We start from the raw sequence: 25,372 nt of genomic DNA, 5'->3' as shown, positions 1-25,372 counted from the left end.
GATGACGACGTTCCCTCGCTCACCCCGGACCGTGCGCGGCGGCTTCATCGTCATGGACGCCGACGGGCTCGCCGTGCGGCGCACCATCCCGTTCCAGTACAATCCCGAGACGCTCACGCGCTCGCTCGCGCCCCGTGGAGCGACCGCTGAGAGCGGCGACCGGCTGGAGGCGCTGCGGCTGACCGGTCCGCCCGCCGAGACGCTGAAGATCGAGATCGCGCTTGACGCGACGGATCGGCTCGAGCATCCGGACCTGAACCCGCTCACCGTGAGTGAGGGGATCGCCGCCGACCTCGCTGAGCTCGAGACGATGATCACCCCCGCCGTGGCCGACATTGAGGCGAGCGAGGCGCTCGCACGGGTCGGGACGCTCGAGATCTTGCCGCTGCCATCACCGCTGCTCATCCTCGTGCTCGGCGCAAACCGCACGATCCCGGTGCGGATCACCGAGTTCTCGATCACCGAGGAAGCGTTCGACACGCGACTGAACCCGACGCTCGCCCGTGTCAGCCTCGGACTGCGGGCCCTGACGACTGAGGATCTCCCGTTCGGGTCCAAGGGCGCCGCCCTGTTCCTCGTCGCAGCCCGCCGTCGGGAGCGCCAGTCCGCGCGTCGATCGATCGACCTGCAGGCGTTCGGCTTGAAGGGGGCGCCATGAGCTTCCCTCTCTCCAGCCGCTATCACGCTGTGGCGGAGATCCGCCGCACCATGCCGGACGGCACGGTCGTCGTCTCTCTCGCGCGCCGAGTGATCCCAGCGGTGGAGCGGTACGTGCCGATGGAAGTGCGGCGCGTGGACGGATCGGAACGTCCCGACACCCTCGCCGACGACGCGTACGACGACCCCGCCCTGTGGTGGCGGATCGTCGACGCCAGCGGCGAGGTCGACCCCGCGGAACTCACCGCGACGGCTGGGAGGCTCGTGATCATCCCGCTGCCCCTGGAGGTGACGAGCTGATGCTGGGCGCGGTCGCCCTGTCGGTGCGCCTCGGCCCCATCGCGGTCTCGGCGGCCCCGTCCGTCGTCGTCGACGCGATCGAGGGGGCGACCGTGACGCAGGCCGTCGGGGCCCGGTCCGGGTTCCAGCTGAGCCTCACCTACTCGAAGACGTCCCGCATCGCCCGGGACCTCCTCCCCTCCGGGTACTTCGACCCGATGATCCGGGTCGTGCTGATCGCGACGATCCGCGGTGTGCCAACAGTCCTCTCCGACGGGCCGATCAAGCGACTGGACGTGACCGCGTCGGTCCGGCCCGGCGAGCACAAGCTCGTGCTGACCGGCGAAGATGTGTCGGGTTACATGGATGTTGTCGACGCCACCGGCTTCCCGTTCCCCGCCATGCCGTCGTTCGCACGCGTCGCCCTCATGATGGCGAAGTACGCACCGCTCGGCGTGCTCCCGGTCACGATCCCCACCCCATACCCGGCGGCGTGGATGCCGACCGAGAAGTACTCGCACCAGCAGGGCACCGACTTCGAGTACGCCACGAAGCTCGCGAAGGAGGCGGGCTACGAGTTCTACGTCACGCCGGGTCCCGCCCCCGGCGCCAACACCGCGTACTGGGGCCCGCCGGTCCGCGTCGGGGCCGTCCAGCCCGCAATCTCGATCGACCTGGATGCCGCGTCGAACACCGACACGATGAGTTTCGCCGTCGACGGCAACGCAGCGGTCCTACCGTTCGCGCACGCGAAGGTGGCCGGCTTCTCGGTGCCCGTTCCGGTGCCCGATCTCGGGCTGCTGAAGCCCCCGCTGGCCGCACGCCCGGTGATCCCCACCAAGACCAAGTTGCTCGAGACCGAGAGGATGAAGATGCCCGAGGTGTTGACCGCGCTCCTCGCCGGCCGCGGCGGCACCGATCCGGTCACCGCCACCGGGTCGATGCAGCTGGGCCGCTACGGGCGGCTCCTCACCGCGCGATCTCTGGTCGGGGTGCGCGGTGCCGGCGCGGCGCACGACGGCCTGTGGTTCGTTCGCTCCGTGACCACGACGCTCGGGAGAGGCTCGGGCAAGCAGAGCTTCCAGCTCGCCCGCGACGGACTCGTGTCGAACGTTCAGGCGGTGACGCCATGACGGTCAGCCCGGCCTACTACGGCAAGTACCGCGCCACCGTGCTCACGAACATCGACCCGATGACCCAGGGTCGCATCCAGGTGCAATTGGCGGACCGGTACGGTCTCTTCCCCAGCACGTGGGCGCTTCCGGCCCTCCCCTTCGCCGGCAGGAACATGAGCGGGATGGTCGCGCTTCCGGCGGTCGGCAGCGAAGTGTGGATCGAGTTCGAGGCCGGAGATCCCGACTACCCGGTGTGGACCGGTGCATTCTGGCCTGACACCGGCGGGATTCCCACCATGGCGATCGCGGGGGCTACCCCGGTGACCCCCAACATACACTTCCAGACGACGACTGGCGTCTCGGTGACGCTGTCGGATCTCCCCGCGAAGCAGGTCCAGATCCTGACCCCGCGCGGCGCCATGATCGTCCTCGGCGACGCGGGCATCACGATCAGCAACGGACAGGGCGCGTCCATCGTGATGGCCGGCAAGTCGGTCGTCATCAACGACGGCGCGCTGGTCATCACTTGAGAGGAGACGACGATGCCCGGACCGATTCTGCACGCGCAAGCGACGGCCAGCTGCCCGCACGGCGGTCGGCTGACGATCGTGCCGTCGGGGTCGCGGGTCCTCGCCGACGGCTCTCCGATCGCGATCCTCACCGATCAGGGACAGGTCGTGGGATGCGCGTTCGCCGTGGGCACGAAGCCGCAGCCGTGCGTCAGCACCCAGTGGCTCGCCGGTGCCACACGCGTCACGTCGATGGGCACGCCCGTCCTCATCAACCCGCCCGCGGCGCTCTGCCTGTCCGCCGACCAGATCCCCGGCGGCCCGCCCGTGATCACGGCAACCCAGACCAGGGTGGTGGCGATGTGAGCCGGCTCGCCTTCCCGTTCCGCCCGACCGCGCTGGGCGGGTCCGACGCCGTGGATTATGGCAGTGACGCGCACGTCCGCCAGCTCCTCGAGCTGCTCGTGTTCACCGTGCCCGGCGAGCGTCCCATGCGCGGAGACCTGGGCAGCCCCGTCCGGCAGCTGGTGTTCGGGTCAGCCGGCGGCACGCAGGCGATCGCCGTCGAGGCCGCCCTCCAGGCGACGGTGCAGCAGTGGCTCGGCCATCTGCTCACGCTGGTCGATCTGACTGTCACCCCGACCGACGATGCGGCTCTCGAGGTCGTCATCACGTACGAGACCCTGCGCGCCAGGACGACCGGCCAGGTCCGTGTCCGGACGGACCTGACATGAGCGTGCGCTACGACTGCTGCGATGACCGGCGCCGCGAGCTGCTCGCCGCGCCCACCGCTCCTGCCGGCATCTCGGGCATCGACTACATCGAGGTTCGCCAGGGCAATCCAGTCTCGCAACCGACCGAGATCGATGTCGTGCTGGTAAAGCCCCTTCCCCTGCCCGCGGCAGCGCTCACCGGCGACAACATCCGGATCAGCGGAGGCGTGCGGTTCGGCGCTCCGCACGTCGACCCGTTGGTGGAGGCGCTGCCGGGTCCGGCATCCGTCGAACGGTACCGCGTCGTCATCCCGGGTGGACAGCAGACGGACTTCTCCACCTACCGCTTGAGCATCGTGGCGGATGCGGATCAGGATTCGTCCCACCCCCTCTTCGATGCGCGCCTCGCCGCCATCGACTTCGGCTTCAAGATCGACTGCGCGACCGATCTGGACTGCGCGGAGCCCCCTCCGAGCTCGATCGACGCGCCCGAGGACGACCCGCCGTTCGACTACCGGACCCGCGACTGGGAGGGCTTCCGGAGACTGATGCTGGACCGGCTCGCGGTCCTCGTGCCGGGCTTCCGCGAAGACGACCCGGTCGACTTCACGACGCAGCTCGTGGAGGCGTTGTCCTACTCCCTCGACCATCAGAGCTATCGTCTCGACTGGATCTCGACGGAGGCGTTCCTCGACACCGCGCGAAGCCGCACGTCGCTCATGCGGCACGCCCGCCTCGTGGATTACCGCCCTGCGGAGAGCACCAACGCCCGAACCTTCGCCGCGATCGGGTACTCCGCGGGCGCATTCCCGGATGGCGAGCCCCTTCCGGCGCGGACGCCGGTCCTCCCCCGGCGCGCCGACCTGCCGACCGTCGTGGTGGCGTCGCGGTATGCGGATCTCATCCGGTCGCAGAACGATCTTCCCGTCGTCTTCGAAACCCTCGCCTCGCTTCCTCTGTGGGAGTGGCGCACGGAGATCGCGCTGCACACCTGGGGGGACGAGGACTGCGTCCTCCGCCGCGGGAGCACCTCCGCGACGCTCGTCGACAACAGCGGAGGAGCGGGCCCCCTCGCTCCCGGCGACCTCGTGCTGCTGGAGCAGGTCCGCGCCCCCGCCACCGGCGAGATCGCGGATGCGGATCCCGCATTGCGACAGGTGGTTCGACTCACCCGGGTCACCGCAACGAACGATCTCCTCTTCCCCAGCTCGCTCGTCGACGTCGAATGGGGCGACGCCGACGCCCTGGTGTTCGACCTCGTCGTCACCGCTCACGTCCAAGGCCCGACCGGCCCGCCGTCGCGGGTCGTGTGCGCGGCGGCTCGGGGCAATGTCGTACTCGTCGAGCACGGTGCGAGCCTGCCGCCGGCCTCGGAACTCGGCGTGGCGCCATCCGATGCGGCCGCGCTCGCTCCTCGGCTCGCACCGCCGCGCCCCGAGGCCGGACGGCCGTGGCGTCCGCGCGTGTCCGCGCGGGGATCGCTCGCTCGTGTAGCCGACACGCCTGTGGCGGACCGCTTCCCTGCAGCGCAGATGCTCGCCCCCCGAACCCACCATCCTGCGGTGGCGCTTCAGGACCCCTTCTCCTCATGGAGTGCGGTGCCCGACCTTCTCGCCAGCGGCCCATTCGCCCGTGACTTCGTCGTCGAAGTCGACGGAACCGGCGCCCCGTCACTCCGATTCGGCGACGGTGTGCACGGGGTGATGCCCGCTGTCGGAGCAGCGATCCTCGTCCAGGGCCGATTCGGAACCGGGCCGGAAGGCGACATCGGGGCGGACTCGCTCGCCCATGTCGTCGTGTCGGACGCCCGCGCGGCCCTCGGCATCGACACCGTGACCAATCCCCTGCCGGCGACCGGAGGAACGGCTCCGGAGCCGGCGGCGGTCGTGCGCGCCAGGGCACCCGAGGCGTTCCGCGTGCCGCAGCGTGCGGTCACCGTCGCGGACTACGCATGGGCGGCGCAACGACACCCCGGCGTGTCCAATGCCCTGGCGCAGTCGCGGTGGACCGGCAGCTGGCAGACGATCATCCTCTACGTCGACCGGATCGCCGGACGGGCGGTCGACGGGGCCTTCGAGAAGGACCTGCTCGCGCACCTCGAGTTCTATCGCCTCGCCGGATTCGACGTCGCCGTCCGCGCGGCCCGTCCTGCCCCTCTCGACATCGAACTGTCGGTCTGCGCCGACCCGGATGCGATCCGGACGGTCGTCGCCGAGCGCGTTCGCACCGCCCTCCGGCCGATCGGGGCAGGCGGCGCCCGCGGATTCTTCCATCCCGATTTCTTCACCTTCGGTACCCCGCTCTACCTCTCGCGGCTCGTCGCAGCGGTGATGGCCGTCCCGGGCGTGCAGAGCGTCACCCCGCGGGTCTTCCAGCGGTTCGCGCGGATGGCGCAGAACGAGCTGACGCTCGGCGTGATCAGGCCGAGCGCCGCCGAGGTGCTCGAGTTGCGCGACGATCCGAGCTTCCCCGAACACGGTCGACTGCGGCTTGAGATGGGCGGTGGAAGATGAGCGACTGCCGCTGCTCCTCGGACGCATGCGATTGCGGCGCGATCGCGGCGCAGTCGAGGCTGCCGGGCGATCCGGCGATGTTCGCGCACCACGCGATCCTCGAGCGGATGCTCGACTCGATCGCGCGTACGGAGGTGGACGGCACGCGGCCACTGCGGTCGTGGACGACGCGGTCGCTCGACGATCCGGGCATCGCGCTGCTCTCGGCGCAGGCCGGAGCAGCGCATGTGCTCGCCTGGAACCTGCACCGCCAGCACCGGGATTCGACGCTGCCGGACGGAAACGACTCGGACGCCATCCTCCTCCTCACCCGACTCCTCGGCCACCGCCGGCGTCCGGCGCTGTCGGCGACGACGGTGCTGTCGTTCACGCTCGAGGACTTCGAGGCCGCCCCCGCGCAGGTCACGGTGCCGTCGGGCACCAAGGTCAGCACGATCCCCGAGCCCGACGAGGGTGTCCAGACGTTCGAGACGGACATCGAGATCGAGGCGCACCGCGAGTGGAACTCGATACTGCCGCTGCGTGGCCCGAACCCTCCGTCGATCACGCCCGGCGTCAGGAGCCTCACGGTCTCGGGCATCGGACACCAGATCCGGACGGGCGACGAGGTCCTCGTGCGGGTCGCCGCGGCGAGAGCCTGGGTGCGAGCACGCGTGCGCGACGTCGTGCAGGGCGCAGGCGCGAATGCCGTCACGACCGTCCACGTCTCGGGCGGGGTGAAGCTGATCGCACCAGCCAACGCGCTCGAGGCGGAGCCCGGGACGGTGATCGTGCTGGGCGCACGCGCGATGCCGTTCGGGGCTCTGGCGCCCGATCTCGTGTTCATGCCGGATGCGGTACGACGCGTCCACGGCGTATCGCTCGCCCCGTCGACGGACCTGCCGACGGTCTGGAAGAACTTCACGGTCTTCGAGGCGGGGACGAGCGCGCTCTTCCTCGACTCCGTGCATGCGTCTGCGGCGGTGGACCGTGCCGTGCTCTTCGTCGCTCCCGGTTCCACGCAACCAGCGACGATCACCGCCGTGGCGGAGAATCCGCACAGCGAATTCGGCATGTCAGCACGGACGACATGGATCACCGTGGCGGGGCTGGCCAATCAGGGCGCCCTGGACAACGCCGTCCGCGAGCTCTCGATACTGATCGAGACTTCGCGGCTTTCACTCGTCGTCCCCCTTGCGGACCCGGCTCTGCCCCTCACGACGCCCGGCGCTCGCCAACACGACGCGGTTCCCGCGACACCCCAGGCCGACCGCCTCCAGGTCGCTGGACATCACCTCCTCCCCACCGGCCGGCGTGTCGTGCTGATCGGAACGAGCGCAGTGTCCCAGGAGCGGATCAGTGAGACGGCCGTCGTCGCCGCGGCCACCGTGATCACGTCCGCGGGTGCGCCAGCAGCGACACTGCTGCGGTTCGAAGCCCCCCTGGAGCATCGGTTCCGTGCGTCGAGCCTTGAGATCCTCGCCAACTCGGTCAGCGCATCCCAGGCGTTGTCCGCTCCGTTCCTTCCCGGCGCGGCCACCGCAGGCGGCGAGGTGCTCGGATCCGGCGATCCGAGCACCGTGCTTCCCCGCTTCCGGCTTCATCGCGGGCCATTGGCGCATCTGCCCGCGCCCGGGACCGTCGGGTACGCGCCCGCCCTCGAGGTGCGCGTCGACTCCCGCGAGTACGAGCGAACCGAGAGCATCCCCGGCGACGATCCGAGCAGTCGCGCCTACCGCGTTGCCGAGATCGCCGACGACAGCTTCGAGGTCCAGTTCGCCGGTCGCCTGCCCACCGGGACGGGGAATGTCACGGCGGCCTACCGCACCGGCGGCGGGGCGGCGGGCAACGTGGCCGAGAACCGACTCGAGCAGCTCGTCACGCCGGTGCCGGGCATCAGGAACGTCCGCAACCGCGTGCCCGCGGAGGGCGGAAGCGATGCGGAATCGGTCGACCAGCTCCGCGAAACAGCTCCGCGCGCCATCCGTACCCTGGGTCGAGCTGTCGCGCTCTCCGATTTCGCCGCGCTCGCCGACGGATATCGCGGTGTCGGTCGGTCCTCAGTGGCCGAGCTCCTCGTCGATCGTCGCCGCACCGTCGTGGTCACGGTGGCGACGACCTCCTACGACGCGCCGGCCTCAGGCTCGCCGCTGCTCCGCGCGCTGCGCCAAGCCATCGAGGAAGCATCGCCGCCCGGCACGCGTGTCGTGGTCCAGGGCTTCGTCGACCAGGCGATGTCGCTGATCCTCGACATCACACACGACACCGCGTTCCGACGCCGCGACGTCCAGGATCGGGTGAGGCACGCGCTGACGGCGCGCTTCGGACGGGAGGTACGTCCGTTCGCCCGCGCAGTGCACCGCTCTGAAGTGATCGCCGCGGTCCAGGCGGTCGAGGGCGTACGGTCGGTGCGTCTGGTCGGATTCGACGCGGACGGGGTCGTCGAGGACACGGCGGGACGCCTGCCATGCGCGGGACCGCGCGTCGTCGGCGGGATCGTCCGGCCCGCGCGACGACTGTCGCTGCGCGCGGATGCGATCGAGTTCACGGAGCCAGCATCATGACCGGTCACGACTCGTCCTCCCTTCCGCACGGTCGTATTGCGGAGTCGGCTGAGGCGCTCTACCGGCTACTCCCAGCGCATGTGCGCGACATCGACCACGCCGAGGGCAGCGCCCTGCGCGCGCTGTTCGGCGTGCTCGCCCGCGCGACGGCAGAGCTCGACGCCGAGCTCGATGCCTACTACGACGCCCTGTTCGTGGAAACCGCCAACCCCGCGAGCCTGCCAGACCTCGCCGCGCTCGTCGCCGCAGTCCCGCTCCATCCGCGTCCGCGCGGGGCGATTTTCGACGACCGGGCGTACATCGCCAACACGATCCGATACCGCCGCGGCAAGGGCACCGCGCGGGTGCTCGAGTCACTCGCGTCCGACGTGACGGGGTACGGCGCGACCGTCGTGGAGTACTTCCAGCGCATCGCCCGGCTGCAGAATCTCATCGATCCCCGTCCTGACCGGACCGCGACCGCGATACTCGTCGACGGAGACACAGGTGCACGCGCCGGAGCGTCCCACGATCGCCTTCCACGCCTGGTCGACCTGCGCTCTATCGCCCCCCGGCCGGGACTCCCGGCGGGGCGGCATGGCATCCCGTCCATCGGCGTGCATGTGCGGCGACTGGTTGCACCCATGTTCCCGGCGCCGCCGGGCGCCGCGGCGCTGAGCGCGGCGACGATGGCCGGAGTTCCGCGCGCGCACGCGTGGCCGGTCGGCGCCGGTCACTTCCAGCTCGCCGCCCAGCCCGGAGCGGCGCTGCGGCTGTTCTCATCCGGTCGCCGCTCGGATGCCGCGGACGGTCGGCTTGGCGAACGCGACGCCGTCGACCGGCTCCGCCGACTGCCGCTACACCTCGAAACCCAGGAACTGCGCGCCTCCACGGCGGAGGGTCGGCCAGCGATCCTCCCGGAGAGGCCGTGGTTCGACGACCGGAGCGCACCGTTCCAGGTGTTCGTCCGCCGCGTGGGGGTGTCCACGTTCGACGCGGTGCGTCCCGAGGAACTGCGGATCTGCAACCTCGAGAGCCCACCGCCGGCACGTCCGGCCGCGACGCTGACCCACGAGTGGTTCACGCGTGGGCCCGTGCAGGCCGCGCCGCAGGTGACGTCGATGCCGATCACCTGCGCGGTGGACCCGGTGACCGGACGGCTGGTAGCGGCGATGCCTGCCGCCGGGGTCGCGGAAATCGAAGAGGTCCGGGTGGCGTACGCGACGGGGAACTTGATCGGCGCCGGCGCCCATGAACGTGGCGACGCCGGCCTGCCGTTCGAGATCCGCGCGGGCGGTTCCGCGCCCGACCTCGTCTGGGTGGTCGATCCCGCCCTTCCGATGGGAGGCTCGGCCGAGTCCGGCGCACGTATCGTCGGTTCGCTCGCGGATGCCCTCGCCGAGGTGCAGGCCGCGGGTGCCGGACGCCGCAGCTTCGTTGTGCTCACGCGCTGCGAGAGCGAGGCCGCGCCGGCCGCGCCGGCCTTCGAGGTCACCGTCCACCCGCTGTCCGAAGTGCACCTCATTGCAGCCGAATGGCGCGCACCGGTGGCGCAGGCCGACGGCACTCTGATCGATGACGGCGTCCGCGGATACGTGATCCGCAGGGAACGGCGGTTCACGATCGATGCGCCCGTAAGCGTGCGCGGCGGACCTGGCGCAGGCGATGCGGGAACCCTCCTGCTCGACGGGCTCGAGTTCATCCGGGGCATGACCCTCAGGGCCCGATCGGTGCGGGGCGTGCACATCCGGCATACCACGCTGAGATCGCCCGGCGCAGTCGCGCTCACCGCGTCGGGAACACTGACCTCGGTCGAGATCGATGTCGAACACTCCCTCATCGGGGCGATCCGCTTGGGCACGCCTGCCATCGACGTATCGGGCGACCTGCGGATCCGCGACAGCATCGTATCCGCCGACGGCATCGCAGCGGATGCCGTGTCCGCCCCACGCCTCGAGTGCTGCCTGCAGAACGTCACGGTACTCGGCTCCGCATCGATGCGGAGCCTGGCGGCCACGAATGTGCTCTTCACCGGGCCGGCGACGGTCACGCGCAGGCAGTCGGGTTGCGTGCGGTACTCGTTCCTGCCGGACGGCTCTACGACGCCGCCAACGTTCCGCTGCCAGCCCCAGATGGCACTCGCGGCGGCGCAGGAGCGAAAGGGCGCTCCGCTGGGCGTTTCGGAAGCAGCCCGCGCGAGGCTCTTGGTCCAGCCCGTGCTCCTGGACGAATCGCTCGACGAGCCGACCGCCGGGATGCTGCACGGCCGCTGCCCCGAGGAGATCACCCGCGGCGGCGAGGGCGAGACCGAGATGGGCGCCTTCGCATCAATCGGGGTCGGCATCGCCCTCGGCAATCTCGCCTCGCTCTTCCACGACTTCGTCCCGGCGGCGCTACGCGCCGGCATCATCGACGACACCCGCTCGGCGGCGGTCGCGCAAAGGAGGAACCGGCCATGACGATTCGCAACGACGCCACGCGTCTGCGGCTCAGGACTCGCGACCCCCGCCCGGCTCGCTCGGTGGTGTCTCGGCAGGGGCAGGCACTTCTCGACGCGGATCTGAATCAGCAGTCCCAACACCTCCTCGAACGCATCGAGTCGGAGACCCAAGACACCTTCGGGTCCCCGGATCGCCTGGTGGTTCCCACCGGATCGAGCGCATTCGCCGTCACCCCCGACCCCACCGGATCGGCCATCGGCATCGGTGCGGGGCGCGGGTACCTCGACGGCTGGGCCGTCGAGTGCCCTGAACCAGGATGCACGATCGGCACGCAGCCGCACGCTCGGGACGACGGCCCGATCCCCGACCCGGTCGCGGTCGTGCTCAAGTCGCTGGTACGACACATCGACCCGGTCGAGGAGAGCGCCTACGCGGACCCGGCCCTCGGCGACGCGCAGACCCCAGGGCGCGCCCTCGTCGACTGGCAGGTATTCCCCTTCGCGCCGGCGGGCGCGTGGGGGTCTCCGGCATGCGCGACGATCCTCCAGCAGAAGGACTACCTGCGCCTCACGGCGCCCTCCACCGGCACGCTCGCGGTCGTCCCGGACGCGGCGCCTCCGGCTGCCGACCCGTGCTCGCTCGAGCCCGCCGGCGGGTACTCCCGGTCGGAGAACCTCCTGTATCGAATCGAGGTCGACGGTGGCATGCCAAGGAAGGATTATCCGGCCGTGGACGGGCCCCGCTTCGGACTCGACGGCCTGCGGCTGAAGATGTCGCGCCGGAACGCCTCCGTGATGGTGCGGATCGTCTCGGTGAAGGGTGAGCGGATGACGGTGGAGCCACCGCCGCTGGATCCGGTCAACTGGTTCTACCCCGGCACCTTCGCCGAACTTGTATCGGCGCACGACGACATCGACCCGCGCGACGCGGCGGCCACCGACCGCGTGCTCCAGGTGAACTACTCCGAGGACGACGTCGTGGTCGTCGCCACGGCCGCTGCGCCCGCAGTTGCAGGCAAGACGGGGTGGTTTCTGCGCCTGTGGGACGGGTTCGCCGACGGCCACGGCATCGCGACGGTGACTACCGACGCGGCCACGCCGGATGTGTCGAAGGACATCGACCTCGGGGACGGCCTGAAGGTCCGCCTCGGAGCGGGGACAGGTGGGGCTGCCCAGGCGACGTTCCGTCGCGGTGACTACTGGACGTTCGCCGCCCGGTCCGACGGCACGATCGACTGGCCGGCGGGCACCGTCTTCGAGACCCCGCACGGACCGGAGACGCGGTACGCCCCGCTCGCCGTGCTCACCGGGGCGCCCCCGGTCGCGGACGACTGCCGTATCCCCTCCGCCACCCTCACCGACCGGGCACTCCTCTACCGGGGAGGAGACGGCCAGGCAGTGCCCGCACCGGCGGGCGGCGGATTCGCCATCCTGCCATCCAAGCTCCGTGTCGCCGTCCAGCGGGGCCGTGCGCCGGTCAAGGGTGCGCGGCTGCTCTGGAGTGCGCCCGCTGCGCTGTCCACACCGGACTCGCGGATCGACGGATCGGTGGTAGGCGGCGCGGCGACGCTGGAGGTCGTAACAGGCGCCGACGGCACGAGCGAGGTCGAATGGAGCGTCGACAGCGCGTTCCCGCTCGACGCGCATCGCGTGCAGGTGACATTGTTGGACGGCGACGGCAACCCGGAGGGCACCGTGATGGTGTTCACCGCACAGTTCGCGACCGCGGCCGGCACGTCGTACCAGCCGGGCGCGTGCAATGTGCTCGCACAGTCCACGACGGTCCAGGAGGCGCTGGATGCGTTGTGCGCCGCCGTCGGCGGTGAGCCGGCGATCGAGCCCGAAACTCTCGCCCTCACCTCGATCAATCTGCTCGGCCCTCAGGGCACCATCAACCTCGTCGTGGAGAATCTGATCCAGACCGGTCTGGATGTGCCATACAACGCCTTCATCGAAGGAATCGGCATCGGAATTTCGGGCAACCCGCTCGAATGCAGGCCTGCCGAGTTCGACCCGGTCGTGGAGGTGGAGCTCGACCTGCCGTATCCGACAACGGACCACGACAGGCTCCACTGGGCCCAGGCCAGCATCGCAGGCGGCGGAATCGGCGGATCGTTCGGGTTCCAGAATGTTCGGCTTGACGGCACCGTGGAGGTCACGCACGGCCCGATCAACCAACTCGAACCCGGTCTGGTGTGGCTTCCGAGCAAGCGGACGATGCGCTTCCTCGAGACAGTCCCGTGGCATCGCTTTGGGACTGAGCATGCGCTGCTGCCAGGCGAACTTGCCGAACTGGGCTGGGAACAGGACGAGCCGCACACCATTCTCTGCCGGCTCAGGGTCCGTTCCGCACATGTCTGGACGACAGGAAAGTCCGGCGAGCGCGTGTGGCTCAACGCGGAACACCTCGGAACCTCTAACGGCTTCACTGGGCGGGAGCTGATGCTGCACGAGCGCGATCCCCAACGCGCGGCCGACATCGAAGTCTTCTTCTACTTGCAGCCGCGATGACCGACAATGGGAGCACTTCAGGGGTACGCAGCAGTGGGTTCTTCGGCATGGACAGTAGCCGATTCAAAGAGCTCGCTACTACAGCCCGTTGGCTGTGCTCATCCATCGGGCTTGCCGACAGCGCGCCAGGCCCAAGGCCAATGGCCAACCCCGCTCGGAGACCAGTGTGCTCGGCACCTACAACGGGCGTGGCGAAGGTGTTCTCCCGGGAGCTCCCCCGGTGTGAACACATCCGTTGGTCGCGGGGTTCTGAGGAAGGCCATGGGCTCATGCAAGACGGCGCACCGATCGGACCATGAACAGCGGAGGGGTTCTGGAGGGGTTACACATCCAGGCATGAAGAAAGCCCCGGCGGATCTTCCGATCTACCGGGGCTTCTCTGGTCGGGCTGACAGGATTTGAACCTGCGACCCCTTGGAGGATTCAGGCGTCTGCCGGTCACCTCCGGAAATCTCCGGAAACCCGCGGATTCCCATGTATTTACAGGGAACCGGGCGGTTCACTGACTCCGATTCTACCCGGTCGATTGCGGTCACTCACGGGTCAATCTGATGGGTAAAAGGTGGGAACGCCCGCGACCCTGCTCGAACGCTCGGGCAGTCTTCGCGACCGGCCAGTGCTAAACGTGACGCGCGTCGAATCGCATCCGCAGGGTTTCCAGCCCATCATCCCCTTCCTATGCCCCGGTCCGGGATTGCCATCCGCTCGCCTGCTAGACACCAACGCAGGTATGACTTCGGTACGATGCGGTCATGTCAGTCCCGTGGCGCCGCCGAGTGTTGAGTGATATCGCGCTCGCCCTTTCCGCCGTCGTGCCATGGACCGTCGCTCTCCTCTTCGGGTTCATCGTGCGGCCGATCACCTATGTCTCGCCATCGCTGCCACGTGCATATGACGAGATCGACGTGCCATGGGGCGTCGTAGCTGCTCTAGTGGTCGCCATTGTGTGCGGCCTGCTCGCAGCCAGTTTCGCGGCGTGGAGAGTGAGCAGGCCCACTTCATGGCGATGGGATAAGCCATTCTCCCTGTGGAGGACGGCCAAGTGGTCACTTGCGCTGTTTGCCATGAGTTGGGCGTTTGCGGGTCTCGCACCTGGTCTCTTGACGATCCGACTGGGCAAGATCGTGCCGCTCTATTACGAGCGCTCAACGTCCGAGGTCTTGTTTGCACCGTGGAGCTACGCTGCGCTTGCCTTCGTGCTCGTTGGACTGGTGATGTTCATCGTTGACGCGTACATGCACCGCTTGCTCCAAGGTCCTCGAGTGCTCTCCGTGTGAAGCCGCTCAGCGAAAGGGGCGGAGTAACGGGGCTTGAACCGACTACTCACTTTGCCTCCGCTTCCCGTAAGGGGATCCCCGGTACGGCGCCCAGAACGAGCAGCCGCCGCGCTACGCTCCCGGGTTGCCGAGGTAGTCACATCCCCAGTGAGTGGTCAACCCGATGCAATCGTCTTCAACGCCCTCGGCGCCACGGATCGCGCGCAGAGGCATCCAGAATGGCGCGGTTCAACTCGGTGATCGCGCGCACGGCGGGCGCCCACTTGCCGTCCAGCCTTAGGATGCCCGATCGGACCAGACCACGCAGAGCGGAGAGAACATTCGTAACCGCGCGGGGCGATTCACAAACCCGTCGGACGCACTCGACAATGTCGTGGCCCTCGTCGACGGTCGATGTAGTCTCACGCGTCTCCATGACGGTGCGCTCTACAATTCGGATCTGAAACGCGTCCGGCTTCCGGGCCCGCCTGTCGTCGTAGGCCGCCTTGCGGCATCCGGGCCCGCAATAGATGCGTGGACGCCCGGTGGCAGCCGGCTTCGGTAGCGCCGCTGCACACCGTGCGCATCGGCTTGGCGGGATCCGCCGGATGGTGGTTCTCTGCCGGTTGTTCATACTCCGAAGGTGCGCGCCAAGCTATCCCGTTTCGTCACCGACGAAACAGGGAAGTCCTCGATCTGCAAGAGGCGTGGGATCGCTGGGGTTCAGGACGAGGGTCGGCACTCGACGCCGCGAGTTCCGAGGACGTCCCACTGGAAGCGAGATCCTGGTCGTTCATCGAAACGCTCGGGGCGGTGAATCAGCTTGCGTCGGCTCGTGCGAGGCACCTTGACCGGGCACCGTCGCGGGGGCATGCGAGAGATGAGCCGTCGACGGATGCTGCGCCCTCATAGCTCGGCTCGAGAAGAAGCCGAGCGTTTCAGTCGGCCATCGGCTTGCGGGCGTCGCGCCAGCAAGAACTGAACATCTTTGGCCTAGTAGCGCGAGCCAGTCGCATGACCTGAAGCCGCACCCGGCGCCGCATCGAGCAGTCGTTCATTCTGGCGAAAGTCGGTCGACGCTAAGGCCCCGCCTACAGTGTCAGAGCGCGGAGTTGAGCTGCGGGTTCTCGTATTGAGAAATTCTTGTGAGGATCTCTTCTGCGAACAAGCGACACTGAGTCCGCTGGACCTCCCCGAGGACTTCCGCTCGCCCGTGTGCGAGGGGAGCTCGATACTGAGACAGTCCACTCATCACGCCGCGCCAGTACGCCTTGTCGTGCGTGCTGAACACCGACACGAACGAGGCCCACTCGACCTGCATAATCTGCCAAAGGTCTCCCGGGTAGGTGTAAGAGAGACAAGGAGCTTGGCGAGAGAACATCTTGGCGTCACGTGCTTGCTTGACCAGCGCTTCGGATAGAGCTGATTGAACGGCTTGATTCTTCTTCGCAACCACGGAGACCCAGTCCTCCCCGTACACATCCCTGAGCGTGTTGTCGATTAGGCCCCTCAGGCGTACCTCAGCGTGTCCCAGAACGCCCCACGGGTTCATGCTCCAGGTGCGGTAGCGCAAAGCATCGCGAAAATGCTGTTGCTCCGACAAGGAGATGGAGCCCTCGGTGTGATCACCATCTACGGAGAGGACGCCCAGCAGTTCCAGCTCTTGCCTCTCAAAGAGGAGATCGTCGACGATCGGGCCAAGAACATACTGCGCGGCCGCATCTATGAGCCGCAGATCGGCGAGGTGATCCAACACTCGCGATGCGATCTTGGCCCGCTCCATGTCGCCCGAAGGATCGGGTGAAACGTCGGGTCGAGTTGTCAGCCAATACTTGGCTAGCACGGGATGTCCACCTGACCAGCGCAGGCACTCGACCCGTTCTTCGATGGTCAAGCCATTGGTGCCAGGCCCAAGATCGTCGAGGTCGTCCACCCTCAGGCTGCCTAGGTACTGCGTGTAGCAGACGCTTGCGAGCGTGGAAATGCCGGAGACCTTGGTTTCGATGGACTGCAATGAACGGCGGGACATCATCAGTGCGGTGCAGCGGAGTGACTCCGGACGATGAACCAGTTCGCGGAACAAGAGCAAGAAGTCGAGGGCGTCGTCGAAATGGAGAACTCGATCGAACTGATCCAGTACGAAAACAAAATGTTGATCTGACGACGTAAGACAGGACCGAACGGAGCGCCAAACATCCCGGATAGCTGCGGAGGATGACTCGATGTGATCGCCGCCGCAGTTGAGTCCGAGAAGCAACTCGACAAAAACTTCCTTGCCGGACGAGGTCGTCGAGAGATCGACTCTAATGACCGGCTGCTGGCTGTCATCAAGTAGCTGTGTAACCCGATCGCCGATCCAGGACTTTCCGGAGCCTGGGCTTCCGTGCATTGCAACGTTCGCGGGAGCCGTGAGCAACGCACGCACTCGCTCGGGAATGTCCGTTCTATCAGTCACCGGTGATGCCTCCGCAAATAGTCGGCATAAAGCAGGACCCGGATGGAGACCCCACTTTCGTTGTGGTGAAGGACTCCGCGAACGAGCAGATCGTCAAGCGCCTCGCTTTGCCTCGAGTCAAGTTGAAGGTGATCGATCGGGACTGGGCTGTTCTGACTGCCTGATAGATCCGCAATCCTCCGAAGTACGGTCAGCGAGCGCTCGGTGCCGTCAGGCTCTTCCTCGCCTTCGACGCCCGATATCAGGGTGTGAGTATTGTCAGCGGTAACAAGGCAGTCGAACTTGTGAGCCTCAATTCGGTCCTGTCCAGACAGCAGGCTCTCGACAGCCTCCTCGACATCACTCTGAGTAACTTCGGAGCGGTTATGAGAGTTCACGAGGGTTATCACACGATCGCAGAGAATCTGAGTGAAAAACGGATGGCCGCCTGTGTATGAGGCAATCGTGCTGAGGGCATAGCCCGAATAACGACTGACGTCCTCCGGGCTCCTGATGGGCAGGTCCGCCAGCCTCTGAGCTTCGTCAATCGTGAGATAGTCGAGCTTTCGAGTTGACATCACGCTGAATTCGTTCGGGTAGGACTCCAAGAATCTTGGCATCGTGTCCTGACCGATTAGAAGCGCCGAGAAGAGTCTCGATTCGAGCAGTCCCTTGAGCTGCCGCATGAAGTCCTTGAGCTCGTTGTGCTCCGACGGATCGATACCGCGACGCCTAAGAACTTCGTGAACGTAGGTGAACTCGTCGACGACCACTACAAATGCGATACCCGTCGAACCGGTCGATCGAAGCAGCGACCGTCCGGCTTCCAATGCTCTCTGAAAGCTTCGCAGGGGTCGAGTCTCTATCGCTGCCGTGTCGGGCCAACGGTCCAGAAGTAGTCGAGACGTCTCCGCTGGAAGCACACGGTCAATCTGGACGCGAAACTGGTCCAGTATCTCCTCGACAAAATCGATGGTCATGCTCCGGCGGTCGATGGTACCCATCGACAACGCGGCGACTATCGCTTGCCGATCAAGCAAGCGCGTTTTGACCTGTTCGAGAACGCTCGACTTACCGGTCCGCTGTTGTCCATATATGGCAAAACACGTTCCACCCGGTGTTCTGCCCAGATCGCGCACGAGTTCGCGAATCAAGACATCGCGGCCGAAAAACATCTCGGGTTTGGATACGGGGAGGCCGCCGGCGTACGGGCGGAACGGGTTCGGGATCTCCGTGCGCGCCTCGTTGCCTTGTATGCTCAGCAACAGCGTCTGCCGTGTCGATGTGTGAGTTTGCCCATCTGACGTGACGTAGCTGAGATGCGCGTCTATGCGGATGTCTGCTCGGGCCCCCTGCTTGCGATTGTCGCGGAGCCGCACGGTCACCGTGATTGTCTGGCCCCCGACGAGATTCCGTACGGTCGGCGTTCGGCCTATCAGCCGCAGATTTCGATACTTGTCCAGTACCACCGTCACGTCGCTGAGTTCCGACGCCGACTGGTCGAGGCTGATTCTGACAGGCAGATCAAACTCGTGATCGTATCCACGCGTGACATTGACCCGATCTCGGGTGACGATGAGCGGCGGGTGTTCGGCTCTCGTGGTGATGCTTCGCCAATGGTCTTCGTGCTCCGTGATCAACCTGTCCAGCGCACCCTGTAGTGCCATCGTCAACGTGTTTGATGAAGATTGATGCGAATTTCCAGCGTTTGCTTGGCGGATCACGTCGGCGGCACGTCTTTGCGGAGCAGTGGCGCTTGTGTGGCCGTCGTGTGCCAATTGCCGTTCAACTGCCCTAGCAACTCTCAGTACTGCCTCCGTGCGACGCCTATTGTGTGCCGACGAGACATCGCCGCGGACGTCTTCGAGTTGGACTCGTAGCAACTTGGCACGCGCCACAGCGTGCGGCTCGGATGCAACGGCTCCCAGCGTGCTCTGTATCGCACGCGCTATGTCACCCTGCGTCCGACGCTTGGGACCTTCCGGCATTCGCCCTCGCTCTGGCGAACTCGAATCGTCCGCTGGGCTGATGCTCGCCAGCGCATTGAGCGGCACAGTTATCGTCCGCCCATCAGGCATCAGTAAGTGGATCTCCTCCTCGTTGAGCCTCTCCACTTCGGCTCGAACGCGATAAGTCGAGTGCGCGCCAGACAGCTCGAACTCTGCACGCAGCCCAGCCGTCAGGTACTCCTGGCCTATCAATCTGTCTCCGTCAGCTGTCATTTGAGGACTCGACAGCGTTCAGATGCACCGTCCATTGCTGGCCATCCCACCAACGGAGTGTGTTCGGGCTCATGTCGGGGTACCAACCGGTAGGGGCGGTCGTAGTCATGCGTGGGCTCCGATGCTCAGTCTTCGAACAATACTGGCTCCAGAACGCAACGCGCAGTCACTCAAATGGGGTACACGGAAGCCCGAATAGTGACACTAGATAGCAATGCCGGCCACCGCGACGACCGGCGAAATGACCAGCGGCCAGCAGCCCAAACCTTGAACACGCCAGCGGATCCGCGTCTGCTCAGTTCTTCTCCGATGATGTCTGGCCCTGGATGGTCCTGTAGGCGGTCCGCACCTGGGAGCTATCGCGCTGTTTGCGCTCACTTGGAGTGGCGAGAACGTTGTCGGCGTCAACAAACTTTCGACCAGGGACGGTCAGACGTGGACGCGGCCGCCGCTGGCCGTCACCTCGAGTTGCGTTCAGAATTCGAGGCCCTCGAGGAAGCGCCGCGCCTCTTCATCGTTGCGGCGGCCCTCGTCCCGGTACGACTCTGCCACGGCGCGCAGTGCGCCAGCTGTCCGAGGATGAGTCGCCTCGATCCGGGCGGCCATAGCCTCGTAGTCCGCCGCTAGATCGAACTCCTGCTTGCCGCCGTCCGTCATGCCCCGCGATGTGACCCCGCGCTTGTTGTGTAGCCCAATCACGAATCCACGTTCCAGATGATCGCTAGGCGCTACCTCGAGCGCATCTCTCACTGCACGCGTCGGGAAGGTCCCGTCTGGGTCGGTGGGAGAGTGGGCTAGCACCTCACCAATCTGCAACTCACCGATCTTCACCCGGTCTATCTCCGCGAGCGAGGCTCGCGCCGTTTCCAGCCACGCGTTCAGAGCGGCCGCATCAACCGTTCCAGCGAGTGTTGTGCCGGGTACTACACGCCACTCGCGCAGCAGACGGTATACGTTCGACGCGGAACCTGAGTCAAGCGCTCTTTCGTCATCGTTTCGTGAGTTCGCGGGCTTGAAGGCGAGCTGGATGAGCTGGACGAATGACGCGGGATCGCGCGCGAGTAGACGCTGTAGCGAAGGAGCGCCGTCCCCGTGATGAAGCGCTGGCAGGAACTTCCACTCAAGCTGCGCGACCTGTGTTTCATCGACACCACTCGACCGGAGGTAGCCCAGCAGTCGCGAGAGGTCGTGTTCGGAGACCCGACCGGCCTCGTTATCGTCGCCACTAAAGGCCCTCAGTGCGTCAATGACTAGCTCAACGTCGATTCCGGCTTGGCGATCCACATATAGGCTCAACGTGTCAACTGCCATCGCGGTCCGGCCATGCACGAGCAGCTTGCGCGCGACTTCATTGCCGTAGGCGAAATCTGCCCCGCGCCCGTACGGGACGAACTCCTTCCAGTAGGCCTCCTCGACAGCCTCTCCCCTATCCGACAGAGCATTCCACGCCGCGATGATGTTGCCTGCTGTCTGCAGGAGGCGAGCCTGGGCGAGAGGGCGCGATTCGAGTCTCTCAAGCCAGGGTCCGATTTGTTCAAGGTCGCCGCGGAAACGAGCTCGTGCGTACCCGTCCGCGAACTGGGCGAGTTTAGTGTCGGTGCTATCCAGAGTGGAGAGCGCCTCAGCCTCGAACTCCGCGCCTGTCTCTGCCGCCGCCACGCCGAGCGCGGCCGGCATCGCAACCTCGTTGGCAAGCTGCGCCAGCGCGTCAAAGCCCTGTGCAACGAGGATCTGCTGGGCAGCGTCTACACGAGCTTTCTCCAGCGAGTCTTCGTACGCGGCGTAGTCGTCGGCTATCGACACACCGATGTCGGGCGACCAGTCATCGAACAACCATCGATTGGTCTCGGACGGGGCGGACGGGGCAAGCGCGGCGGCTCGATCTTCAAGCGGCTCCAGCCATTCCTCCGGTAGTGACCATTCGGAGTCCGGGAACTGCCGATGCTTTCGGACGAAGCCCCCGATGGCGTCCCACAGCGAAATGACCGCCGCCGGGTCGAGATTCTCCCGATCGAGCTGACCAAGCCCTTCGAGCGCCGAGCGCTTAGCCTCGTTCGGCAACCGATCAAATACCCCGACCACCCGTGCCCAGCGGACTGGGTCGTTGGCCGCCCGCTCGATAACTCGCTCCGAGATAGCGTCAACAAACTGATAGATCTCCCCGTAGGTAGTCGTCCGCTCTGGTTCGCCCACCCAGTTACGAAATCGCGGCTTGTAGGTCTGCATCGCAACCTCCGAAGGGCCCGGAAGGAGTTCGATGAGAAGATCCCATGTGATTCCTTCGTGACGAAGCAGCAGCGCGTCGATGACCAGGACTCGACTCTCGACCGGGGCGGAAGTCTGCGGCAACCATGGCCGAAGGATTTCTCGGAGACTGGCTGCTGGGCGGTTGCTCAGCTTGCCACCCGGATCGATCTCCGCGAGAGAAGCAAGCACCTCGGCGGCGAAACCCAGGTGTCGGCTGGACCACGCGACGCACTCTAGAGCCCACAGCATGCCCGTGTGCGGGCTACTCACATGCCAAGCGTCCGTCTGATCCTGAAAAAAGCGGCGCGCGAGAGGTTCTGGCCCGCTCGCCGAATCAGCGGCGGATCGGAGAAATACGTCGGGCGCGGCCTCCGCCAGCAATGGGAGCACATCGCTCATCGACTCCCAGAGTTGAGCTGACCTGTCCTCATTGGCTCGCGAAACCAGCATCCAAACAACACGTTCCGCCCACTGGCGCGCGGATCGACCGCCGCTCAAGCGGAGGTCGTCACCACGCGCTCCAAGAAGTGCCACAGCTCGCGCGAGTCCACCTCGAAGGTCAGTTGAGTGGACTCTCGTTCTCCCGTAGATTCCTGCTTTCCACCTTTCTTCGGACGGCAATTCGAGGCGAGGGTCCACTGCCCCGAGTACGGTTTGCACGGCGTGCTCGAGCGCATCCAAGTCAGCATCTCGAATGGTCAGGCGCGCAGTCCGCCAGGAGTCTTCCGGAGCTGCGACCGCCCACGTTCCCCCGACGCGCGTGAATATCGGATCCGGTTGACCGACGATCGACTCGAGCTTCTCTACGAGAATTTGCTGACTCGTGCCGGTGAGCGTCTCGAGCACTTCTACGTCGCCGCTTCTCAACTGACTCCACGCGCCCGCCAACCAGGCGCGCCGCACAGGCACATCGGACAAGTCGCGCGACCACTGCTCGGGATCGATCTGGCCGAACCTTGTGGCAACCCGCTGGAGCGCGAGCAAGCTCTTTGTGCCAGCTCGAACGAACCGGTCGAGGTCGTCCTTGAGCACACCCGCCTCCTGCAAAGCTGCACGGAGCGTCAGATGATCGAGCGGCGGCAACTCTAGGTCGGCGTTGCCATCAGTCACAACGAAGACCACGTGATGATTCTCAACGAGGCTTGCCTCTCGTTGGAGATGCTCCTCATACGGGAGGAGGATCAACAAGCTCGACGTGCTGTCGAGTCGTCGAAGTGTCACTCCGTCATGCACCAACAGCGATCGAGACAGCATCGGCTCGGACTCATCAGGTGCTTGCGCCATCATCGCGCATGCAGCGAACGCCAAGCCGTCGTCTACGCTCGCTGCCTTGATAAAGGTTCGACCCACGTCCACGGCCAACTTCCTGAGCAATGTGGCCGCGCTGTCCTCCCGTCCGGCAAGGACCACGCTCGCAGTCAGCCTCGGATCGAACCCTCTGGAGAACCGTCGCCACCAGTCTTCGATAGTCGCCACACCGAGAGCTGGCATATCCAAGAGCTCTGACATCCAGATTCGCACGGCGGCGGACTCTTCGAGAGCCTGTTCGATGTCGTCCGCATCGAGGACTCTGACGTCGCGCCACGTGCCCTCGGCGCGGCGCTTCTGTTCCCATTTCTTCTTCCCCCGCCAACGCCGCGGGGTAAGGAAGACAAACGTCGCCGTCGACTTGTCGATGTCGAGCGAGTCGGCAGTCCGCGTCTTGTAGTCGTCCGTCGCTTTGCCAGCCGGGTCGTCGCTGGTCCCCATCTCCCAAACACTCAGACCTTCCGGCACGAACGGCGTTGCGCGCGTCGCTTCAACAATGCCGTCGTAGCCGGGCAGCCCCACGCCTTCTCCGCCACGCATCTCGACACGCTGGACCTGATCGTTCTCGTGCCGAATCAACCTTCGCACTAGGCGCGGGAGATCTGACTGCGCCGAACGTTGGTCAGCCCATCGTTCAAGATCCGTCGCATCCGCCAAGTGTGGCGAACCCGCCCCTCGTGTCATCCGCATGACCTCCTGGCCGCAAGCCTAGGGTCTTTGAGCGCAGCTCCCCGATCGATTTGAACTCGGAGCAGCCCGCGATGTTGCTTCGCGATCAAGCGGTCGACGTTCTGTGACGCGCGACTCAAATACCGGTCTATGCGACGAGACGGGCAACAGATGCGCAGCACTGCACGCGAGGGAGCACGTGCGCACCTACTTGTCATGGGAGTGATCTGGGTCACGCATATGGCCTTGCCCATGCCGTCCAAGTCGCGGCTGTACAGCGCGGGTGACGCGCACACGGGTCACCGGCGCGATTGTGCATCGAGAAGAAAAGCCCTGATCACGCGGTGGGGGCGATTCGCCCCCACCGTCAAATCCTAATCAGACGGCGTCGTATCGGCGAGGCCGTCCTGACACCCGCATCCGTGCTGGCCGTCGTTCCTCCGCCGGGCGTCTCGATCAGTCTTCATCCCGCCTGAACGCCCGCTCTAGCAGTTCCGCTGTCGCTGGGTTCACCAGCTCCCGACGCTGGATGTAGTGCTGCACCGTGATCTTCGTATCGGTGTGCCCGAGCAACTCGGCCGCGAGTTCGACACTCGCGTTGTCATTGACCGCGGTCGCGACGGTGCGCCGGAACAGGTGCGGTGTCACGCCGCGGATGCCGGCTCGCCCGAGCACTTGTCGCAGCTGACGCCGGACGTTGGCCGTGGTCAGCGGAGTGCCCTCGCGCGAGCGGAACACCAGCGACTCCGGGTCCGGGTCACGGCTGACCGCGAGTCGACGCCGCACCGCCTCGGCTGTGAACGACGGCAATGCGACGATGCGCCGCGACTTCGCCGTCTTCGGATGGTCCTGCCGGAACGTCGGCTCGCCATGACGGCTGATGATCGTACCGGCGATGCGAATCGTCGGCGTCGGGCCGGTGACGTCGACGTCGCGCCGTCGGATCGCGAGCACTTCACCGATGCGGGCGGACGTGCCGAGCATGACCTCGACGATCGCGCCGAGCTGCCCATCTGGCCGGGGGCCCGAGACGTGGTCGAGGCCGGACTCCCATTTGGCAATCGCGGCGCGGATCGCGTTCACCTCAAGGCTGGTCAACGAGTCGGGCATCCGCGCCTCACGGTGAATGCGGGAGACGTGATGCATCGGGTTGGCCGGCAGCACCTCGTGCCGCACCGCGAGTTCGAGCGCGAGCCGCAGCACGACGCGCGACTGTTTGGCGCGATTGTACGAGGTCCTCGCCTGCTCCTTGATGAATCGGTCGCAGCGCGCCACCCCGATCTCACGCAGCGTCAGGTGCTCGAACACCGGCAGCACGAGGGTGCGCATGTTCCGCTCGTACAGGATCCGAGTCGTCTTCGAGATCCGTCCTTCGAGGTCGATGTCCTGCAGCCAGTACGCGACGAGTTCACCGAAGGCGCTGTCCGGCGTCAAGTGGCCGGTGCGGGATGCGGGTTGGAGCTCCGAGCGCCCCGCCAGCCTCTCTTTCAGTGCTCGCTCGGCGGCCTTTGCGCTGTCGGCGGTGGCCTGCACGATACGTGAGCGACCGTCCCAGTCGCGATACCGGGTGCGGGCCTCGAATCGCCCGGATGGCAGGATCCGCGTGGTGATATCGCCGAAGCTGCCGATGGTCAGTCGTGGCCGGCCCATGTCAGTTCGCCGCCTCTCGCAGCACCGGTGCGGCGACTATGCCGATTCCCGCTGCTCGGCCACCCAGGCGCGCACATCCGAGACGGCGAACTTCAGGTGTTTGCCGAAACGGTATGCGGTCGGCCCTTTGCCGCGGGTGCGCCAGTCGTAGAGCGTCGAGACGGGCACACCCAGATAGGCGGCCAGCTCGGTGACGTCCAAGAGCGGCTCGAGCCCGAATGCGTCGGCGGGTACCGTCGCGGAACTGATCGGCAGATCCTTGTGCGTATTCATACCGGTCAGGTGCGCTTTGCTCTCCTGAGCAGTCGGAAGCGACCGGTGACGACA

At 66.3% G+C, this 25,372-nt stretch carries 17 protein-coding genes; 11 read left to right on the top strand and 6 right to left on the bottom strand.

Annotation, left to right across the window (positions count from 1 at the left end; genetic code table 11):
- Window position 1: 1 nt before the first annotated feature.
- From ACFCVM_RS19335 to ACFCVM_RS19285, 11 genes are all read left to right on the top strand, one after another.
- A complete protein-coding gene (locus ACFCVM_RS19335; protein ID WP_375838365.1) occupies window positions 2–658 on the top strand; it encodes a hypothetical protein in 657 nt (218 codons plus the stop codon).
- A complete protein-coding gene (locus ACFCVM_RS19330) occupies window positions 655–957 on the top strand; it encodes a hypothetical protein (protein ID WP_375838364.1) in 303 nt (100 codons plus the stop codon). Before ACFCVM_RS19335 ends, ACFCVM_RS19330 begins: the two co-directional genes overlap by 4 nt.
- Window positions 957–2,069, top strand: coding sequence for a hypothetical protein (locus tag ACFCVM_RS19325; protein ID WP_375838363.1), 1,113 nt, complete (start codon window positions 957–959; stop codon window positions 2,067–2,069). Before ACFCVM_RS19330 ends, ACFCVM_RS19325 begins: the two co-directional genes overlap by 1 nt.
- Window positions 2,066–2,581: a phage baseplate assembly protein V gene (locus ACFCVM_RS19320; protein ID WP_375838362.1), complete on the top strand. Its 516-nt coding sequence runs from the start codon at window positions 2,066–2,068 to the stop codon at window positions 2,579–2,581. Before ACFCVM_RS19325 ends, ACFCVM_RS19320 begins: the two co-directional genes overlap by 4 nt.
- 12 nt (window positions 2,582–2,593) lie before the next feature.
- Window positions 2,594–2,926, top strand: a complete 333-nt coding sequence (locus ACFCVM_RS19315) for a hypothetical protein (RefSeq protein WP_375838361.1) — start codon at window positions 2,594–2,596, stop codon at window positions 2,924–2,926.
- On the top strand, window positions 2,923–3,294 hold the full coding sequence (locus ACFCVM_RS19310) for a GPW/gp25 family protein (protein ID WP_375838360.1): 372 nt from the start codon (window positions 2,923–2,925) through the stop codon (window positions 3,292–3,294). The genes ACFCVM_RS19315 and ACFCVM_RS19310 overlap by 4 nt, the downstream gene beginning before the upstream one ends.
- The gene (locus ACFCVM_RS19305) at window positions 3,291–5,786 is read left to right on the top strand and encodes a baseplate J/gp47 family protein (protein ID WP_375838359.1); all 2,496 of its coding nucleotides are present in this window, start codon (window positions 3,291–3,293) and stop codon (window positions 5,784–5,786) included. The genes ACFCVM_RS19310 and ACFCVM_RS19305 overlap by 4 nt, the downstream gene beginning before the upstream one ends.
- Window positions 5,787–6,439: 653 nt before the next feature.
- The gene (locus ACFCVM_RS19300) at window positions 6,440–8,329 is read left to right on the top strand and encodes a baseplate J/gp47 family protein (protein ID WP_375838358.1); all 1,890 of its coding nucleotides are present in this window, start codon (window positions 6,440–6,442) and stop codon (window positions 8,327–8,329) included.
- On the top strand, window positions 8,326–10,767 hold the full coding sequence (locus ACFCVM_RS19295; protein ID WP_375838357.1) for a hypothetical protein: 2,442 nt from the start codon (window positions 8,326–8,328) through the stop codon (window positions 10,765–10,767). The genes ACFCVM_RS19300 and ACFCVM_RS19295 overlap by 4 nt, the downstream gene beginning before the upstream one ends.
- Window positions 10,764–13,259 carry a hypothetical protein gene (locus ACFCVM_RS19290; RefSeq protein WP_375838356.1) on the top strand — a complete coding sequence of 832 codons (2,496 nt, stop codon included), beginning with the start codon at window positions 10,764–10,766 and terminating at the stop codon, window positions 13,257–13,259. Before ACFCVM_RS19295 ends, ACFCVM_RS19290 begins: the two co-directional genes overlap by 4 nt.
- 752 nt (window positions 13,260–14,011) lie before the next feature.
- Complete coding sequence (locus ACFCVM_RS19285; RefSeq protein WP_375838355.1) at window positions 14,012–14,536, top strand: hypothetical protein; 525 nt, start codon at window positions 14,012–14,014, stop codon at window positions 14,534–14,536.
- A gap of 1,078 nt (window positions 14,537–15,614) precedes the next feature.
- On the opposite strand, the gene ACFCVM_RS19280 is transcribed toward ACFCVM_RS19285, so the two are convergent.
- The 6 genes from ACFCVM_RS19280 to ACFCVM_RS19255 all read right to left on the bottom strand — a co-directional run bounded on the left by ACFCVM_RS19280 (window position 15,615) and on the right by ACFCVM_RS19255 (window position 25,318).
- Window positions 15,615–16,970, bottom strand: a complete 1,356-nt coding sequence (locus ACFCVM_RS19280; protein WP_375838354.1) for an AAA family ATPase — start codon at window positions 16,968–16,970, stop codon at window positions 15,615–15,617.
- The gene (locus ACFCVM_RS19275; protein WP_375838353.1) at window positions 16,967–19,171 is read right to left on the bottom strand and encodes an AAA family ATPase; all 2,205 of its coding nucleotides are present in this window, start codon (window positions 19,169–19,171) and stop codon (window positions 16,967–16,969) included. Before ACFCVM_RS19275 ends, ACFCVM_RS19280 begins: the two co-directional genes overlap by 4 nt.
- On the bottom strand, window positions 19,161–19,280 hold the full coding sequence (locus ACFCVM_RS19270; RefSeq protein ID WP_375838352.1) for a DUF2510 domain-containing protein: 120 nt from the start codon (window positions 19,278–19,280) through the stop codon (window positions 19,161–19,163). Before ACFCVM_RS19270 ends, ACFCVM_RS19275 begins: the two co-directional genes overlap by 11 nt.
- Window positions 19,281–19,645: 365 nt before the next feature.
- The gene (locus ACFCVM_RS19265) at window positions 19,646–23,266 is read right to left on the bottom strand and encodes a hypothetical protein (RefSeq protein ID WP_375838351.1); all 3,621 of its coding nucleotides are present in this window, start codon (window positions 23,264–23,266) and stop codon (window positions 19,646–19,648) included.
- A 585-nt stretch (window positions 23,267–23,851) separates the two neighbouring features.
- Window positions 23,852–25,045, bottom strand: coding sequence for a tyrosine-type recombinase/integrase (locus tag ACFCVM_RS19260; RefSeq protein ID WP_375838350.1), 1,194 nt, complete (start codon window positions 25,043–25,045; stop codon window positions 23,852–23,854).
- A 36-nt stretch (window positions 25,046–25,081) separates the two neighbouring features.
- Complete coding sequence (locus tag ACFCVM_RS19255) at window positions 25,082–25,318, bottom strand: helix-turn-helix transcriptional regulator (protein ID WP_375838349.1); 237 nt, start codon at window positions 25,316–25,318, stop codon at window positions 25,082–25,084.
- Window positions 25,319–25,372 lie beyond the last annotated feature (54 nt).

Origin of the sequence: Agromyces sp. NPDC056389 (assembly GCF_042262385.1) — a bacterium.
Taxonomy (GTDB): domain Bacteria; phylum Actinomycetota; class Actinomycetes; order Actinomycetales; family Microbacteriaceae; genus Agromyces.
Note: the sequence above shows the minus strand (reverse complement) of the source record. Positions and strands in the feature narration are given on the sequence as shown.